Below are 16049 nucleotides of genomic sequence, written 5' to 3'. Positions count from 1 at the left end.
GGGTCGACGCGAGGGACGTCCTGTCTGCGCTAGTCGTTCGCCTCGGAGACCTCCTCGTCGAGCTTGTCCTCGTCGACGGCGAGCTCCTTCCGCGTGACGTTCGTCGCGTGGGTCAGCAGGCCGGCCACCTCGTCGGCCTCCGCGGGCTCGGCGACCACGACGATCCCCGAGCTGCCCGCGTTGAGCGTCTCGGTGATCTCCTTGAGGTCGTCTGCGGACGCCTTGTTCTTGATGTGCCCCGCGAGTGCGCCGATCCCCGCGCCGGCGCCTCCGCCGACCAGAAGGGCGCCGCCGAGGGCGACAGCCGGGAACAGTGCGACGACCAGGCCGCCGGCGAGTCCGATCGCGAGGCCCTTCCTGCCGCCGTGGTGCTTGTTCCCGTCATCCCGTTTCGGGATCGTGACTTTGCCCTCCTTGTCGCGGTTCACCACCGCGGCGTCGAACGACGCGTGCTTTCCGGAGTCCTTGTAATGCGCGTGCAGCGCGTCGAAATCCGCGACCGCCTCGTCTTCACTCGCGTACTGTGCCGCGATCGCCACATACGGCTTGTCAGCCATCTTCGCTCCCGTCGAGTGTCATCCTCCGCCGCAGGTCCACGGCGTCCACGCGCACGGTAGCGCCGGGCTCGTCCGGTGCAACACCCCCCGAAATCTGCGGCATCCCATTCGTGCCGAATGTCGTGATTCCCGTCGCGATAAGCGAGATTCGGCACGAATCGCGGGACGGCTACGCGCGGTGGACGGTGACCCCGGCGACGACGGTCTCGACGACGCGCGCGGTGTCGAGACCGCGGCCGTCGGAGATGTCGCGGTCGAGCAGCACGAGGTCGGCGGCGTACCCGGCCGCGAGCCTCCCGGTCGCTCCCTCCACCCGCCCGACCCACGCCGCCGTACCCGTGTAGGCGTCGAGCACCGTCGCGAGCGGCAGCGCCTCGGCGGCCAGCAACGGCTCGGTCAGCGCCTGCCCGGTCGCGTGCGGATCGGTGGAGGGCGCCAGGCGGGTGGTGCCGGTGTGCATCGCCCACAGCGGGTTCGGGTCGGAGACCGGCCAGTCGCTGCCTCCGACGATGCGGGCGCCGTGGCGGCGGAGCGACTCGAACGGGAAGTGCCTGGTCGCCCGGTCGTGGCCCATCATCGGAAGCTTGCGTTCCACGATCTCGGTGTCCGTGCGCGCCCAGAGCAGTTGCGCGTTGGCCGTCACGTCGAGCGCGGCGAACCGGTCGAAGTCCGCCGGGTCGACCACATCCAGGTGCGCGAGCTGGTGGCGGCCGCCGTCCGGGCCGTTCACGGTGCGCGCGTGCGCGACAGCGTCCAGGCACTCCCGGACGGCGCGGTCGCCGACGGCGTGCAGGTGGACGTCGAAGCCGCGCGCGTCGAGCTCGGCGACGATCGTCTTCAGCTGCTCCGGAGGGATGAAGGAGTCGCCGCGCTCGCCCGAGCCGTCGGCGTACTCCTCCAGCAGGGCGCCGGTGTGGTTCTCGATCACGCCGTCCTGCATGATCTTGACGACGCCTGCCGAAAGGCCGGGGACCTCCGCCGCCCGCGCGCGCCGAGCGATCAGGTCGTCCACCTGCTCCAGCCCGCGGTCGCGGTCCCACCACTGGCAGAGCACCGCCCGCGCGGTCAGCTCGCCGCGCGCGGCGAGGGCGAGGTAGCTGTCGAAGGAGTCAGGGCCCAGCTCGCTCGCGCCGACGGCCGCGTCGTGCCAGGTCGTGATGCCGACCGAGTGGAGGCGTTGCTGGGCGGCGAGGATGGCCTCCTCCAGGAAGCCGGGCGGGGGCGGCGGCGTGATGGCGGCGAGCGCCTGCACCGCCGTGTCGAGCAGCACGCCGGTCAGCCGTCCGGCGGCGTCGCGCACGAACCGGCCGCCGAGCGGGTCGGCCACGTCGTCGCGGACACCCGCGGCCTCCAGCGCCCGGGAGTTCACCCAGACGCCGTGGCCGTCGTGGCTGGTGAGGATGACCGGGCGGTCGGGGACCACCTCGTCCAGCAGCTCGCGCGTCGGGAAGCCGCCGGGGAACACGTCGCCGTACCAGCCGACGCCGACGATGGTGTCCAGCTCGGGATGCGCGGCGGCGTACGCGGCGATGACCCGGCGGTACTCGCCGGCGTCGTGCGCCGGCATCAGGTCGATGCCGAGCAGCGAGCTGCCGGCCATCGGCGGGTGCACGTGGGTGTCGTGGAAGCCGGGGAGGAGGGAGCCGCCTGCCGCGTCGCGGAGCTCGGTGCCGGGGTCCCGCAGCGCCGCGAGCTCGTCGTCCGCGCCGACCGCGGCGATGCGGCCGTCGCGCACGAGCACGCCGCCGTCCCGCCAGACCCCGTCGCCGAGGTATAGGCGGGCGTTCGTGAAGTGCAGACTCGTCATCGGCGTCCCTTTCGCGTGTCCGACCAGTCTCGGCGCCCGCGTTGGATCACGCAAATAGTTTCGGCTGGATCAGTTCATCATCCATGTAGATGTGTGATCTGTCCGAAACCTGCCCGTCATCTCACGCGCGCAGCGGGTCGGGGTTCAGCGCTTCCGCGACCACCTGGGCGGCGATGTCGCTCACCGCGCGCGCCCGGGCCGTCGCCCGCACCGACCGCATCGCCGCGAGCACGACCGGGAGCGCGGGGACGCTGTCCGCGATCGGCAGCGCGGCGACCCGCTCGCCGTCGTAGCTGAAATCGTGCCGCGGCCGCTGGTTGAGGATCGAGAAGCCGTGCCCGTGCGCGACGAAGGCGCGCACCGTCTCGTAGTTGAGCGACCTGTGCCGGATCTCCGGCTGCAGGCCGGCGCCGGCGAGGATGCCGAGGAAATACTCCCGGCTGTGCGGCAGGTCCAGCAGGATCATCGGCTCCCGCGACAGCTCGCGCAGGAACACCTGCGGCGAGGCGGCGAGTGGATGGTCGGCCGGCAGAATGACGTGCGGGGGAGCGTCCGACAGCACGGCGGTACGGATGTCGTTGCCGAAGCCGAAGTCGTAGCCGATCAGCAGCTCCACGCGCCCGCTGCGGAGCGCCGCCCTGGCGCCGTCGGTGTCCAGCTCGTCCACCTCGATGTCGAGGTAGGGGTGCTCCGACCGCACGCGGCTGACGATCGCGGGCAGGATGAACGGCGCGAGCGTGACGAAGCAGCCGATCCGGATGGTTCCGCGCACCTGGTTGTCGATGCCGCGCGCGGTGTCGAGCGCCTCCTCCAGGTTGAGCAGCAGCGCGCGGGCGTCGCCGAGGAACTGCTGCCCGGCCGGGGTGAGCGTCAGCCCGCGCGAGCGCTGGCGGATGAAGAGCTGCGCGCCGACCTGCTGCTCCAGCTGGGCGATGGCGGACGAGACGGCGGACTGGGCGACGAACAGCTCCTCGGCGGCGCGGGTCATCGAGAGGTGCGTCGCGGCCTCGATGAAGTAGCGGAGCTGCGCGAGCGTGACGTCCGGCTTCTTGCTCAAGGGAGGCCTCCCGTCGGTGCGGCCGATGACGGCGATGTTTCGGTCCTGTTACCTACGGCCCTGTATCTCGCGAAGTGATGCAGTGCTTCAGGCAACCTTACTTGATTGATGCGGCGGGAGGGCAGAAGCTTCTATGCAATCGACGACGAGGAGCACACCATGACCACAGAGGTCCGTAGCGACGCCCTCGGCGTCGAGACCCGCACCATCGACTACATCCCCGAGGACGAGCGGCACGGCAAAGCCCGCAACCTGTTCACGATCTGGTTCGGCGGCAACATCATGATGCTGTCGATCGCGACCGGGCTGCTCGCGACCGCGGTGTACGGCCTCCCGATCTGGGCGGCGATCGTCGCGCTGGTCGTCGGAAACCTGATCGGCGGCGTGGTCATGGCGCTGCACGCCGCGCAAGGCCCGCAGATGGGCGTGCCGCAGATGCTGCAGACCCGGGCGCAGTTCGGGTCGTACGGCAGCCTCCTGGTGGTCGTGATCGTGGTCGGGATGTACGTGGCGTTCTTCGCCTCGAATGTGATCCTGGGCGGCCAGGCGCTCGACTCGCTGACCCACCTGGGCGCGTTCTGGTCGACCGTGATCGTCGGCCTGATCAGCGTCTTCGGCGCGGTGTTCGGCTACCGGCTGCTGCACGTGTTCGGCACCGTGATGAGCGTCGTCGCCGGACTCACCATCGCGATCGTCTTCGTCTACATCTTCGCCGCGGGCACCCTCCCCGCGAGCGCGATCGACTACGGCTCGGTCACCGCCACCGGCATCATGGGGACCATCTCGGTGGCGGCGCTCTGGCAGATCGCCTACGCGCCGTACGTGTCGGACTACACCCGGTACATGCCGAAGGACACCGGCGTGCGCGCCGCCTTCTGGGCGACGTTCGCCGGCTGCGTCGCCGGGTCGGTCATCCCGATGGTGCTCGGCGCCATCGTCGGCGCTGCCTTCCCGAAGGACGACGTCGCGACCGGGCTCAGCGCGCTGGTCCCCGGGATCGCCGGGCTCGCGATGCTCGTGTTCGGCGTCGGCATCAGCGTCAGCAACGGGATGAACCTGTACTGCGGCAGCCTCGCCATCATCACGATCGGGCAGACGCTGTTCCCGAAGTGGATCCCGCGGGCCGTCACGCGCGGCGCCATCGCCGTCATCCTCTTCCTGGTCGCGCTCGTACTGGGCTTCGCCTTCTCGGCGAATTTCCTGGTCAACCTGTCGAACCTGATGATCCTGCTGCTGTGCGTGCTCATCCCGTGGACGGCCGTCAACCTGGTCGACTACTACGCGGTCAAGCACGGCAAGTACGACATCGCGTCGCTCTTCCGGCAGGACGGCGGGGTCTACGGGCGGATCAACCGGAACGCCGTGATCTGCTACGTGCTCGGCATCCTCATCCAGCTGCCGTTCATCAACACCGCGTTCTACACCGGCCCGATCGCGACCGCGCTCGGCGGCGTCGACATCTCGTGGATCGTCGGCCTCGCCGTGATCTGCCCGCTGTACTACGCGCTCATGAAGTGGGCGCCGTCCAAGCCGCCGGTGCTCGCCGCGGCCTCCCTCCCCACGCCCGTCGGAACCGCAGGAGCAGAATGACCCTCCAACCAGCAGCACAGCCCGCCGCCGAGTACGACTATGTCGTGGTCGGCGGCGGCACTGCGGGCGGCATCGTCGCCGCGCGCCTCTCCGAGAACCCGGACGTGACGGTCGCCCTCCTGGAGTGGGGGCCGAGCGACCGCGACGAGGGCCGCGCCCGCGAGCTGCGGCGCTGGGAGGAGATGATCGAGAGCGAGTACGACCTCGACTACCGCAGCGTGCCGCAGGAGCGCGGCAACTCGGCCATCCGGCAGACGCGGATGCGCATCCTCGGCGGCTGCTCGACCGCGAACACGATGATCGCGTGGCGCCCGCTCGCCTCCGACCTGGACGAGTGGGTGGAGGCCGGGGCGGCCGGCTGGGACGCGGCGAGCTTCCAGCCGTACTTCGACCGGCTCGCGATCCCGGTGCATCCGGTGGGAGCGGCCGACCGGAACCCGTTCGTCGCCGACGTGGTGGCCTCCGCCGTCACCGCGCTCGGCCTCCCGCTGCAGGAGCGCTGGAACGACGGCCGCACCGACACGCTCGCGCGCGGCGCGGGCTTCTTCGAGGTCGGGTACGACCCGGAGACCAACGTGCGGGGGTCGAGCTCCATTCACTACCTGCACGACGTGATGGACGTTCGCGATTCGCTGGAGGTGATCACTGGGGCGCGGGCGACGCGTATCGTCGTCTCGGACGGGCGTGCCGTCGCCGTGCAGTACCGCGACCCGTCGGGCGCGCTGCACGAGGTGCGGGCGCGGCGGGAGATCGTGCTCGCCTGCGGCGCCATCGACACCCCGCGGCTGCTTCTGCTGTCAGGGATCGGACCCGCGGCGGTGGTGACCGCCGCGGGTGTCGAGCCCGTGCTCGACCTGCCCGGCGTGGGGGAGAACCTCCAGGACCACGCCGAGGGGCTGGTCGTCTGGGAGGCGGTCTCTGCGCCGCCCGCCGTCTCCGCCTCCGGGTGGGACGCCGGTGCGATGGTCGGCGTCGACGGCGACCCGCGGAAGCCGGACGTGCTCATGCACTTTCCGGTGGAGCCGGTGGTCGACCACCCGCGCGCCCGCGGCGTGTCGTTCCCGTCGTCCATCGTGGCGATCGCGCCGAACGTCGCCAAACCGCACAGCCGCGGCCGCGTCACCATCGCCTCCGCGGACCCGGACGAGCCGCCGGTGATCGACTACCGGTACTTCACGGATGCGTCCGGGCATGACGAGCGGATGCTGGTCGCCGGCGTGCGGGCCGCGCGCCGCATCGCGGAGGCCGAGCCGATGCGCAGCCACCTGGTGCGGGAGGTCTTCCCCGGGCCTGACGTCCAGACGGACGAGGAGCTGTCTGCTGCTCAGCGCGCCATCCACCAGACCGTTTACCACGTGTCCGGCACCTGCCGGATGGGCGCGGAGGACGACGACCTCGCGGTGGTCGACCCCGAGCTGCGCGTGCGCGGGATCGACGGGCTGCGGATCGCCGACGCGTCGGTGTTCCCGACGCTGACCTCGGTGAACCCGGTCATCACGGTGATGATGGTGGCCGAGCGGGCGGCGGAGCTGGTCGCGGCCTCCGTCCCGGCCTGAGACCGCAACGCGCCCCAACCGTCACCAACGGAGGAGTCCCCGCCCCGCCCGGCCCCGGACTCCTCCGTTGACTGCTTCCCGCCGGCGTGTCGGCCCGGATGTCCTCCGTTGCCCACCGCCGTCGCGAACGGAGGACATCCACCCTCCGCAGCCCCAGAAACGCAGCCAACGGAGGACATCCCGTGTCCTGGAGCCGGGATGTCCTCCGATACCTGCATCCGGACGGCGTGTCGGCCCGGATGTCCTCCGTTGCCGACGGGCGTCGCGAACGGAGGACATCCGGTGCCGGGCAGCCCCGAAACGCAGTGAACGGAGGAGATCCCGGCCGGGTGGGCCGGGATCTCCTCCGTTTCGGGGATGCGGGCCTCAGTCGCGGACCGGCTCCAGCAGCACCTCCGGGCCCGGGTCCAGCCGGCGGTCGCGCGCCCGCTGCCAGAAGAAGCCCGCCAGCGCCAGCACGGTGATGACGATCAGCGTGCCGACCGTGAAGCCTTCGAAGGTCGGGCGGTCGACGCCCCAGGTGTCGACGAAGTCGTACTTCACTCCGAGCGGGCCCTCGAGCGTGCCGGGGAAGACCGCCACCCACGAGCCGAGCAGCACCCAGGCGTAGATGATCACGACGGCGATCCACAGGCCGGCACGGCCGCCCGGGACGCGGAAGGGGCGCTCGACGTCCGGGTACTTCCTCCGCAGCCGCACGATCGACGGGAAGATCACCAGGTACGACAGCAGCAGGGTGGAGATCGCGACCGTCAGCACCACCGTGAACACGGCCGCGGTGCTGCCCTTGAGCAGCAGCGTCGCCGAGATGCAGAAGACCGTGGCCACGATCCCGGACAGCAGGTTCATCCGCACCGGCGTGCCGAACCGCTTGGAGAAGACGCCGAAGTAGCGGAAGAACGCGCCGTCCGCGCCCGCGGCGGCCTGCACGCGGTCGGAGGCGATCATCCACGCGCTCGCCTGGGTCAGCACCACGAAAACGAACAGCAGCGCCGCGATGAACATCACCGGGCCGGTCGCGATGCCGTAGACCGAGAAGACCTCCTTGAAGGCGTCGAGGAGACCGCTGGCGCCCTGCACCTTGTTCGCCGGCAGCACGGCCAGGATGGCGAAGATCGGCACGAGGTAGCAGAGGATCGACACGATGCCGGAGGACGTGATCGCCTTCGGCACGTCGCGCTGCGGGTTGCGCATCTCCTCCGCCGCCCCGTTCGGCGCCTCGAAGCCGACGACCGCGAACAGGATGACCGGGGTCACCGCGAGGAACCCGCCGAGCGTCGGCGAGAACGCGCCGGCCGCGTAGCCGTGCACGCCGTTCTTGATGGCGTAGACGGCGACCGTGACGACGAAGACGACCAGCAGCAGGATCTTGATGATCGCCCCGGCGGCCACGATGTGCTTGCCGTACTGGAGGCCGATGATCGCCGTGCCGATGGCCAGCCAGATGAACACCAGTTTGAACACGATGTCCCCGGCGCTGCCCTCCGGCAGCGGGGCGATGTACGCGCCCCAGGTCGCGGCGGAGATGAACACCAGCGAGCCGCCCATCCAGAGCGGGTTGGTGATCCAGTAGAACAGCGTCGCGATCGCCGCGGTCAGCTTGCCGAACGCCAGCCGCACCCAGACGAACGGGCCGCCCTCGTCGTGGAACGTGCTGCCGAGCTCGGAGATGACGAGCGCGTACGGGAACAGGAAGGTGAGGCCGATCACCGCGGTCCAGGTGAACGCCTCGGCGCCGCCTCCTGCCGCGATCTGCGCGACCGTGTCGATGGAGATGACCGCGCTGATCGACAGGAAGATGATGTCGAGCCGGCCGAGGGTCTTCCGGAAATGCTGGGTTCGGATGTTCGAGGTCTGGAGCTTCGTGTCGGTCATCGGGGACTCCTTCGTCCTTGCATTCTCTTCGGGTGGGACTGGGTGGGGGAAATCAGGCGCCGCCGAACGCGCGGTCGAGCTGCAGGATCTTCTCGGCGCGCCCGAGCCGGGGGAGGTCGCTGCCGTCGCGGACGACGCGGCCGCCCTCCTCGAACTCCTCGAGGAAGCCGCTGGCCCAGGACACGTCCTCGGCCGACGGCGCCATGACCTCGTTGACGATCCCGACCTGCGTCTCGCGCAGGCAGAGCCGCCCGGTGAGGCCGAGCGCAGCGGCCGACTGGGACTGCTCGGTGACGACCGGCGCGCCGTCGACTACCGAGGGCCCGTCGATCGGGCCAGGCAGTCCGCCGACCCGGCTGGCGACGACGAGCCGCGAGCGCGGGTAGGCCAGCGCGACCTCCTTGTTGGCGACGCCGGTGTCGCGGCGGTAGTCGCCGCTGCCGAACGCGAGCCGGAAGGCGCCGGGCGCGCGGGCGATCAGCGCGGCGTTCTCGATGCCGAGGGCGGACTCGATCAGGGCGACGACCGGTGTGGCTCCGCCCAGCCGCTCGGCTGTCGCGGTGACGTGGGCGGCCTCCTCGGTCTTCGCGAGGACGACGCCGAGCAGGCCCGGGAGGCCGCGCAGCCGGTCCACGTCGCCGGCCCAGAACGCCGAGGTGCGGTCGTTGACGCGCACCCACGCCTCACCGCCGGCCTCCAGGAAGCGCGCGACGCGCTCCCGCTCGACCTCCTTGCGGGACGCGTCGATCGCGTCCTCCAGGTCGATCACCACCGCGTCGGCCCGGGAGCCCGCGACCGCGACGGCGTCGAGCCGGGAGGCCGCGATCAGCAGCCAGGAGCGGGCGACCTCCGGAGGCACGTGCCCGGCCGAGCGGGGGGCGTCGAGCTGCTTCGTCATCGCCGGCCTCCTACTCGTGCTGGAACCACGTGGTCTTCAGGCCCACGTAGTTGTCGATGGCGTGCCGGGAGAGGTCGCGGCCGAAGCCTGACTGCTTGAACCCGCCGAACGGGGTCGTGGAGCCGAGCGCGTCGACGGTGTTCACCGAGACGGTCCCGGCGACCAGCCGCTCGGAGACGCGGTGGGCGCGGGAGAGGCTGGAGGTCCACAGCGACGCCGCGAGGCCGTAGTCGGTGGCGTTCGCCGCTCGAACCGCGTCGTCCTCGTGGTCGAACGCCTGCACCACGACGAGCGGCCCGAAGACCTCGTCGCGGTGCAGCGCGTGCGTCAGCGGGAGACCGGCGACGATCGCGGGGTCGATGAACGCCGTCGAGCCCTGGCGCCGGACGCGCTCGCCGCCGATCAGCTCGCCGTCGCGGGCCGCGTCCTCGATCGCCGCGGCGACGCCGTCGGCGTGCGCCTCGGAGACGAGCGCGCCGTTGCCGCTGGCCGGGTCGAGCGGGTCGCCCGACCGGTACGCCTCTGCGGCGGACGTGAGCAGCCCGAGGAACTCGTCGTACACGGGACGCTCGACGAAGATGCGCGAGTTGGCCGAGCAGACTTCGCCCTGGTTGTAGAACGCGCCGAACGCGGCCTTCTCGGCGGCCAGTGCCAGGTCCTCCACGTCGGCGAAGATCAGGTTCGAGCTCTTGCCGCCGGCCTCCAGGCTCAGCCGCTTCAGGTTCGACTCGCCCGCATAGGTCAGCAGCTTCTTCGCCACGGCGGTCGAGCCTGTGAACGTGAGCGCGTCGACGTCCGGGTGGAGGCCGAGCGCGCGGCCGATGACCGAGCCGGGACCGGGGACGACGTTCAGCACGCCGGGCGGGATGCCGGCCTCCAGCGCCAGCTCGCCGAGGCGGAGCGCGGTGAGGCTGGTGGTCTCGGCGGGCTTCAGCACGACGCTGTTGCCGGCGACCAGGGCGGGCGCGAGCTTCCAGGCGGCGATGTCGAGCGGGTAGTTCCACGGCACGATGGCCGCGACGACGCCGAGGGCGACCCGGCTGACGATCGCTGTCGAACCCGGGGGAGTGGAGGGGACCTCATCGGTGAGCTTGTCGGCCAGTTCGCCGTACCAGCGGAAGGTCGCCGCGGTGCCGGGGACGTCGACGGCGCTGGTCTGCGAGAGCGGCTTGCCCATGTCGAGGGATTCGAGGAGGGCGAGTTCGGCGGCGTTCCGCTCGACGAGGTCCGCGAGGCGGCGGAGGACGGCGCCGCGGTCGGCGGCGTCGCGCCGGCTCCAGACGCCGGACTCGAAGGCGGCGCGGGCCGCGGCCACGGCGCGGTCGACGTCGGCGGCGCCGCCCTTGGCGACCTCCGCCAGCGCCTCGCCGGTGGCCGGGTTGATCGTGACGAACGTCTCGCCCGACGCCGAGGCGACGCGGTCGCCGCCGATGACGGCGCGGCCGTCGATGCGCGTCGCGAGGGGGGTGGTGGTCTCGACCGTCATGCGGGCCTCCTCCGTTCGCCGCGGCCGGGAACCTCCCGCTGCGGTAATCGCAGAGTACGCACCAGGAGTGCATCGAAACGAGCGTTGAAAAGCGTTGAAGTGCATCGTTTGAAGTGATGCGGCGGAAGTCGTTGGTCCGAGGAGTGCGTCACTGCGGAATGGTTCACGCGCGTGAGACGCACGCGAAGCATCACTTCAACAGATTCAGTACGGCGATTCTCATTGTTTTACAGATTCGCCCGTGGCTGCTGACAATGGCCACACCACCTCGGATGAGCGAAGGAGATCACATGTCGAGCCAGGAAATCGAGGTCCTCGTCGTCGGCGCGGGACAGGCCGGTGTGGCGATGAGCGCCCACCTGACCGAGCGCGGCATCCCGCATCTCGTGCTGGAACGCGGCCGCATCGCCGAGCGCTGGCGGTCGGGCCGCTGGGACTCGCTCGTCGCGAACGGACCCGCGTGGCACGACCGGTTCCCCGGCCTGGAGTTCGACGACGTCGACCAGGACGGCTTCGCCCCCAAGGAGCGCGTCGCCGACTACTTCGTGGCATACGCCGCGATGACGAACGCGCCGATCCGCAGCGGAGTGGAGGTGCTGTCGGTCCGCCGCAACAGCGGGAATCCCGGATTCCGGGTGGAGACCACCGACGGCAGCTACACCGCCCGCTACGTCGTCGCCGCGACCGGCCCGTTCCAGAAGCCGGTCATCCCCACCGTCATCCCCGCTTCGGCCGGAATCGAGCAACTGCACTCCAGCGACTACCGCAACCCCGACCAGCTCCCAGCCGGGGGCGTGCTCGTCGTCGGCGCCGGCTCCTCCGGCGTGCAGATCGCCGACGAGCTGCGCCGCGCCGGCCGCCAGGTGCACCTCTCGGTCGGTCCGCACGACCGGCCGCCGCGCCGCTACCGCGGACGCGACAACGTGTGGTGGCTGGGTGTCCTCGGCAAGTGGGAGGCCTCCGCGCCCGCCGCCGCCGCCGAGCACGTGACAATCGCGGTCAGCGGCGCCCGCGGCGGCCGCACCGTCGACTTCCGCGAGCTCGCCGAGAGCGGCATCACGCTCGTCGGCCGCACACAGGACTACGCCGACGGCGTCATCCGGTTCGGCGGCGACCTGGCCGCCAACATCCACGCCGGGGACGCCAACTACCTGTCGGTGCTCGACGAGGCGGACGCCTACATCGAGCGCAACGGCCTCGACCTCCCGGAGGAGCCGGAGGCGCGCATCCTCGGCCCCGACCCCGCCTGCGTGACCGACCCGGTCACCGAGCTCGACCTCGCCGCGGCGGGCATCACCTCCATCGTCTGGGCGACCGGGTTCGGCGTCGACTACGGCTGGCTGCGGGTGGACGCGCTGGACGCCGCGGGCCGGCCCGTGCACCAGCGCGGCGTCTCGGCCGAGCGCGGCGTCTACTTCCTGGGCCTGCCGTGGCAGTCGCGCCGCGGCTCCAGCTTCATCTGGGGCGTCTGGCACGACGCCGGCTACATCGCCGACCAGATCCAGATCCAGCGAACCTACCTGTCGTACGAGAACGCCGCGGTCGCGGCGGAAGGAGCAGCCGTCTGATGCCGACCCACACCCGCATCCGCCCGTTCAACACGAAGGACACCTATCCCGAGCAGAACCTGGACAACGACCTCTGCCAGGCGGTCGTCGCGAACGGCGTCGTCTACCTCCGCGGCCAGATCGGCCAGGACCTGGAGACCCGCGAGTCGGTCGGGATCGGCGACGTCGAGGCACAGACCGAGAAGGCCATGGCGAACATCGCGATGCTGCTGGAGGAGGCCGGATCGAGCCTGGACGACATCGTCAAGGTCGTCATCTACATCATCGACCCGCGCTACCGGGAGGACGTGTACCGGGTGGTCGGACGCTGGTTGAAGGGCGTCTTCCCGGTCTCCACGGGCATCGTCGTCTCGGCGCTCGCCCGCCCGGAGTGGCTGGTGGAGATCGACGCGACGGCCGTCATCAGCTCGCCGGCTGCTGCCGTGGCGGGAGGCGCCGCGTGACCTTCTCGATCCTCGCCGTCGACGGCACGGGAGCGATCGGCTCGGCCATCTGCTCCTCGTCGCCCGCCGTCGCCGCCCGCTGTGTGAACCTCGCCGACGGCGTCGGCGGCGCGCACTCCCAGAACATCACCGACCCTCGCCTCGGCCCGAGGCTCATCGACGGGCTGCGCGACGGCCGGCCGGTGGAGGAGGTGCTGGCGTGGGTCGTGGACTCCACGCCGGACATCGACTACCGGCAGCTCCTCGTGATCGACCGCGAGGGCCGCTCCGCCATCCATTCGGGCTCTCAGGTGCTCGGCCACCACGGCCAGGCGCAGTCCGCGCACGCGGTCGCGGCGGGCAACATGCTCGCGCGGGACGATGTGCCGCAGCTCATGGTGGACGCGTTCGAGGCGTCCGAGGGCGAGTTGGAGGTGCGGCTGCTGGCCGCGCTCCAGGCTGCGGTCGCAGCGGGCGGCGAGGAGGGGCCGGTCCATTCGGCCGGCGTCGCGGTCGTGCGCGACGCCGGCTGGCGCGTCACCGATCTCCGCGTCGACTGGGCCGAGAACCCGGTCGAACTGCTGGGCGAGATCCTGCTGGAGACCTGGCTGCCGCAGCGCGACGCCTACGTCACGCGCGGGCTGATGCCGGCGGGCGCCCCGAGCTACGGGGTGCCGGGGGATGAGTGACGTCGCGGTCGCCACGACGACGCTGAAGGATCGCGCCCGCGAACTCGTGGACGCCGAGCTGCCGTCGCTCGTCGCCCTCTCGGAGGCCCTGCACGCCGACCCGGAGACCGCCTGGAACGAGCATCGAGCCTGCGCCCGCTTGCAGGAGGCGCTGGCCGCCCGCGGCTTCGCCGTCACGCCCGCGTACCTCGGGCTGGACACCGCGTTCCTCGCGACCGCGGGCTCCGGTCCCGTGCGGATCGGCGTCTGCGCGGAGTACGACGCCCTGCCCGGCCTCGGGCACGCCTGCGGCCACAACCTCATCGCGGCGATCGCGGTCGGCGTGGCTTCTGCGCTGGCGCCGCTCGCCGACGAGCTGGGCATCACCGTCGAGGTCTACGGGACCCCGGCGGAGGAGGGCGGCGGCGGCAAGATCGAGCTGCTCGACCGCGGCGCATTCGCAGGGCTCGACCTCGCCGTGATGGCCCATCCCGGCCCGGTGGACGTCGCCGAGGCGCGTCCCTTCGCCGTCGCGCACTCGCACGTGCGCTACGACGGCAAGGCCGCGCACGCCGGCGCCTACCCGGAGGAGGGCGTCAACGCGAACGACGCCTTCGTCATCGCGCAGGTTGCGATCGGCCTGCTCCGCCAGCAGCTGCCGCACTCGGCGCGCGTGCACGGCATCCAGACGGTCGGCGGGCAGGCGCCCAACGCCATCCCGGACCGCACGGAGGGCCGCTGGTATGTCCGCGCCGAGACGCTGGAAGAGCTGGAGCGCGTCGAAGAGAAGGTGAACCGCTGCTTCGAGGCCGGCGCTCTGGCCTCCGGGACGACGCTGACCGTCACGCCGGAGAGCAAGCCGTACTCGGAGTTCCGGAACGACGAGCGGGCGCTGGGGTTCTACCGGGCGAACGCCGAGGCGCTCGGCCGGGTGTTCGACGGTTCGTCCGCCGCCGGCCGGATGAACCGCGCGTCGACCGACATGGGCAACGTGTCGCAGGTCGTCCCGGCCATCCACCCGTACGTCGGGGTGGGCAGCCTCCCGGCCACCAACCACCAGCCGGAGTTCGCCACCGCGTGCGTCGGCCCGTTGGCGGAGAAAGCGTTGCGGGACGCCGCCGTCGCGCTCGCCCAGACCGTCGTGGACGTCGTGTCATGACCGGGGTTCGGATCGAGGCCGTGCGGATCGAGCGCGACTCGCTCGGGCCGGTGGAGGTCCCCGCCGACGCGTACTGGGGTGCGAACACGCAGCGCGCCGTCGAGAACTTCCCCATCTCCGGGCGTGGGATCGGCACCTATCCGGAGCTCGTGACCGCGCTGGCGCTGGTCAAGCAGGCGGCCGCGCGGGCGAACGCCGAGATCGGCGTGCTGGAGCCGTCCGTCGCCGACGTCATCGACGCCGCGTGCCAGGACATCGTGGCCGGCGGCCTCCACGACCAGTTCGTGGTCGACCTCATCCAGGGCGGAGCTGGCACCTCCACGAACATGAACGCCAACGAGGTCATCGCCAACCGCGCGCTGGAACGCCTGGGGCATCCGCGCGGGAGGTACGACGTGCTCCACCCGCTCGACCACGTCAACCGCAGCCAGAGCACGAACGATGTGTATCCCACCGCGGTGAAGGTCGCGCTGACCATCGGGCTGCGGCGGCTGATCGCCGAGCACGCTCTGCTGGCCGGTTCGTTCCGGGCGAAGGGCGTGGAGTTCCGCGACCACGTGAAGATCGGCCGCACCCAGCTCCAGGACGCCGTGCCGATGACCCTCGGCCAGGAGTTCACGGCGTTCGCGGTCACGATGGACGAGGACAACCTGCGGCTGACCGAGACCATCCCGCTGCTGGCGGAGATCAACCTCGGAGCGACCGCGATCGGCACCGGCATCACCGCGTCGCCCGGCTACGCGGACGCGGTCGTGCGGCATCTCGCGGCGCTCACCGACCTGCCGCTCGTGACGGCCTCCGACCTGATCGAGGCGACCTCCGACACCGGTGTGTTCATGCTGGTCTCGGCCGCCCTGAAGCGCGCCGCCATCAAGCTGTCCAAGATCTCGTCGGACCTGCGCCTGCTGTCGAGCGGTCCGCAGTTCGGCTTCGGCGAGCTGCACCTGCCGCCGCGTCAGGCCGGTTCGTCGATCATGCCGGGCAAGGTCAATCCGGTCATCCCGGAGGTCGTCAACCAGGTCGCGTTCGCCATCGCGGGCGCCGACGTGTCGATCACGATGGCGGCCGACAACGGCCAGCTCCAGCTCAACGCGTTCGAGCCGGTCATCGCCAACGCGCTGCTGCAGGGGCTGACCTGGCTGACGAACGCCTGCCGGACGCTCCGGGTGAATTGCGTGGACGGCATCCGGGCCGACGCGGAGCTGCTGCGCAGCCGCGTGGCGTCGTCGGTCGGGCTAGTGACCGCTCTGACGCCCCGGATCGGCTACACGACCGCGGCGCAGATCGCGCACGAGGCGCTGGAGACCGGGGGAGACGTGCGCACGGCGATCGTCGGGCGCGGGCTGCTGACCGCGGAGGAGTACGACGCGATCACGGACCCGCGGGCGCTGACGGGAGTGCGCTGA

Annotated in this window: 13 protein-coding genes; 7 read left to right on the top strand and 6 right to left on the bottom strand. The window is 71.2% G+C overall.

Going from position 1 to position 16049, the window contains the following annotated elements; genetic code table 11:
• Nucleotides 1–29 precede the first annotated feature (29 nt).
• From F1C12_RS07325 to F1C12_RS07315, 3 genes are all read right to left on the bottom strand, one after another.
• Nucleotides 30–557: a DUF1269 domain-containing protein gene (locus F1C12_RS07325; protein ID WP_185278131.1), complete on the bottom strand. Its 528-nt coding sequence runs from the start codon at nucleotides 555–557 to the stop codon at nucleotides 30–32.
• Between the two features lie 169 nt (nucleotides 558–726).
• A complete protein-coding gene (locus tag F1C12_RS07320; RefSeq protein WP_185278130.1) occupies nucleotides 727–2364 on the bottom strand; it encodes an amidohydrolase in 1638 nt (545 codons plus the stop codon).
• A 121-nt stretch (nucleotides 2365–2485) separates the two neighbouring features.
• Entirely contained in the window at nucleotides 2486–3421 is a 936-nt protein-coding gene (locus F1C12_RS07315; protein ID WP_185278129.1) for a LysR family transcriptional regulator, read from the bottom strand.
• 159 nt (nucleotides 3422–3580) lie between these two features.
• Here F1C12_RS07315 and F1C12_RS07310 point away from each other — a divergent pair, with 159 nt between their 5' ends.
• Nucleotides 3581–5011, top strand: a complete 1431-nt coding sequence (locus F1C12_RS07310) for a purine-cytosine permease family protein (protein WP_185278128.1) — start codon at nucleotides 3581–3583, stop codon at nucleotides 5009–5011.
• Entirely contained in the window at nucleotides 5008–6567 is a 1560-nt protein-coding gene (locus tag F1C12_RS07305) for a GMC family oxidoreductase (protein ID WP_185278127.1), read from the top strand. The genes F1C12_RS07310 and F1C12_RS07305 overlap by 4 nt, the downstream gene beginning before the upstream one ends.
• A gap of 366 nt (nucleotides 6568–6933) precedes the next feature.
• Here F1C12_RS07305 and F1C12_RS07300 read toward each other — a convergent pair whose 3' ends face one another.
• From F1C12_RS07300 to F1C12_RS07290, 3 genes are read right to left on the bottom strand one after another with little or no spacing between them, the layout of a single operon-like run.
• Complete coding sequence (locus tag F1C12_RS07300; protein WP_185278126.1) at nucleotides 6934–8442, bottom strand: APC family permease; 1509 nt, start codon at nucleotides 8440–8442, stop codon at nucleotides 6934–6936.
• Nucleotides 8443–8494: 52 nt separating this feature from the next.
• Nucleotides 8495–9340, bottom strand: a complete 846-nt coding sequence (locus tag F1C12_RS07295; protein WP_185278125.1) for an HpcH/HpaI aldolase/citrate lyase family protein — start codon at nucleotides 9338–9340, stop codon at nucleotides 8495–8497.
• A 10-nt stretch (nucleotides 9341–9350) separates the two neighbouring features.
• A complete protein-coding gene (locus tag F1C12_RS07290) occupies nucleotides 9351–10826 on the bottom strand; it encodes an aldehyde dehydrogenase family protein (RefSeq protein WP_185278124.1) in 1476 nt (491 codons plus the stop codon).
• A 290-nt stretch (nucleotides 10827–11116) separates the two neighbouring features.
• Between F1C12_RS07290 and F1C12_RS07285 the strand changes: the two genes are divergently transcribed.
• The 5 genes from F1C12_RS07285 to F1C12_RS07265 are packed head-to-tail and all read left to right on the top strand — an operon-like array spanning nucleotide 11117 to nucleotide 16049.
• A complete protein-coding gene (locus F1C12_RS07285; RefSeq protein ID WP_185278123.1) occupies nucleotides 11117–12394 on the top strand; it encodes a flavin-containing monooxygenase in 1278 nt (425 codons plus the stop codon).
• Nucleotides 12394–12837, top strand: a complete 444-nt coding sequence (locus F1C12_RS07280; RefSeq protein ID WP_185278122.1) for a RidA family protein — start codon at nucleotides 12394–12396, stop codon at nucleotides 12835–12837. The genes F1C12_RS07285 and F1C12_RS07280 overlap by 1 nt, the downstream gene beginning before the upstream one ends.
• On the top strand, nucleotides 12834–13505 hold the full coding sequence (locus tag F1C12_RS07275) for a DUF1028 domain-containing protein (protein ID WP_185278121.1): 672 nt from the start codon (nucleotides 12834–12836) through the stop codon (nucleotides 13503–13505). The genes F1C12_RS07280 and F1C12_RS07275 overlap by 4 nt, the downstream gene beginning before the upstream one ends.
• Entirely contained in the window at nucleotides 13498–14643 is a 1146-nt protein-coding gene (locus tag F1C12_RS07270; RefSeq protein WP_185278120.1) for a M20 family metallopeptidase, read from the top strand. Before F1C12_RS07275 ends, F1C12_RS07270 begins: the two co-directional genes overlap by 8 nt.
• Entirely contained in the window at nucleotides 14640–16049 is a 1410-nt protein-coding gene (locus F1C12_RS07265) for an aspartate ammonia-lyase (protein WP_185278119.1), read from the top strand. The genes F1C12_RS07270 and F1C12_RS07265 overlap by 4 nt, the downstream gene beginning before the upstream one ends.

Origin of the sequence: Leifsonia shinshuensis, assembly GCF_014217625.1 — a bacterium.
Classification (GTDB): Bacteria; Actinomycetota; Actinomycetes; order Actinomycetales; family Microbacteriaceae; genus Leifsonia; species Leifsonia shinshuensis_A.
This window is presented reverse-complemented; position numbering and strand designations above follow the sequence as displayed.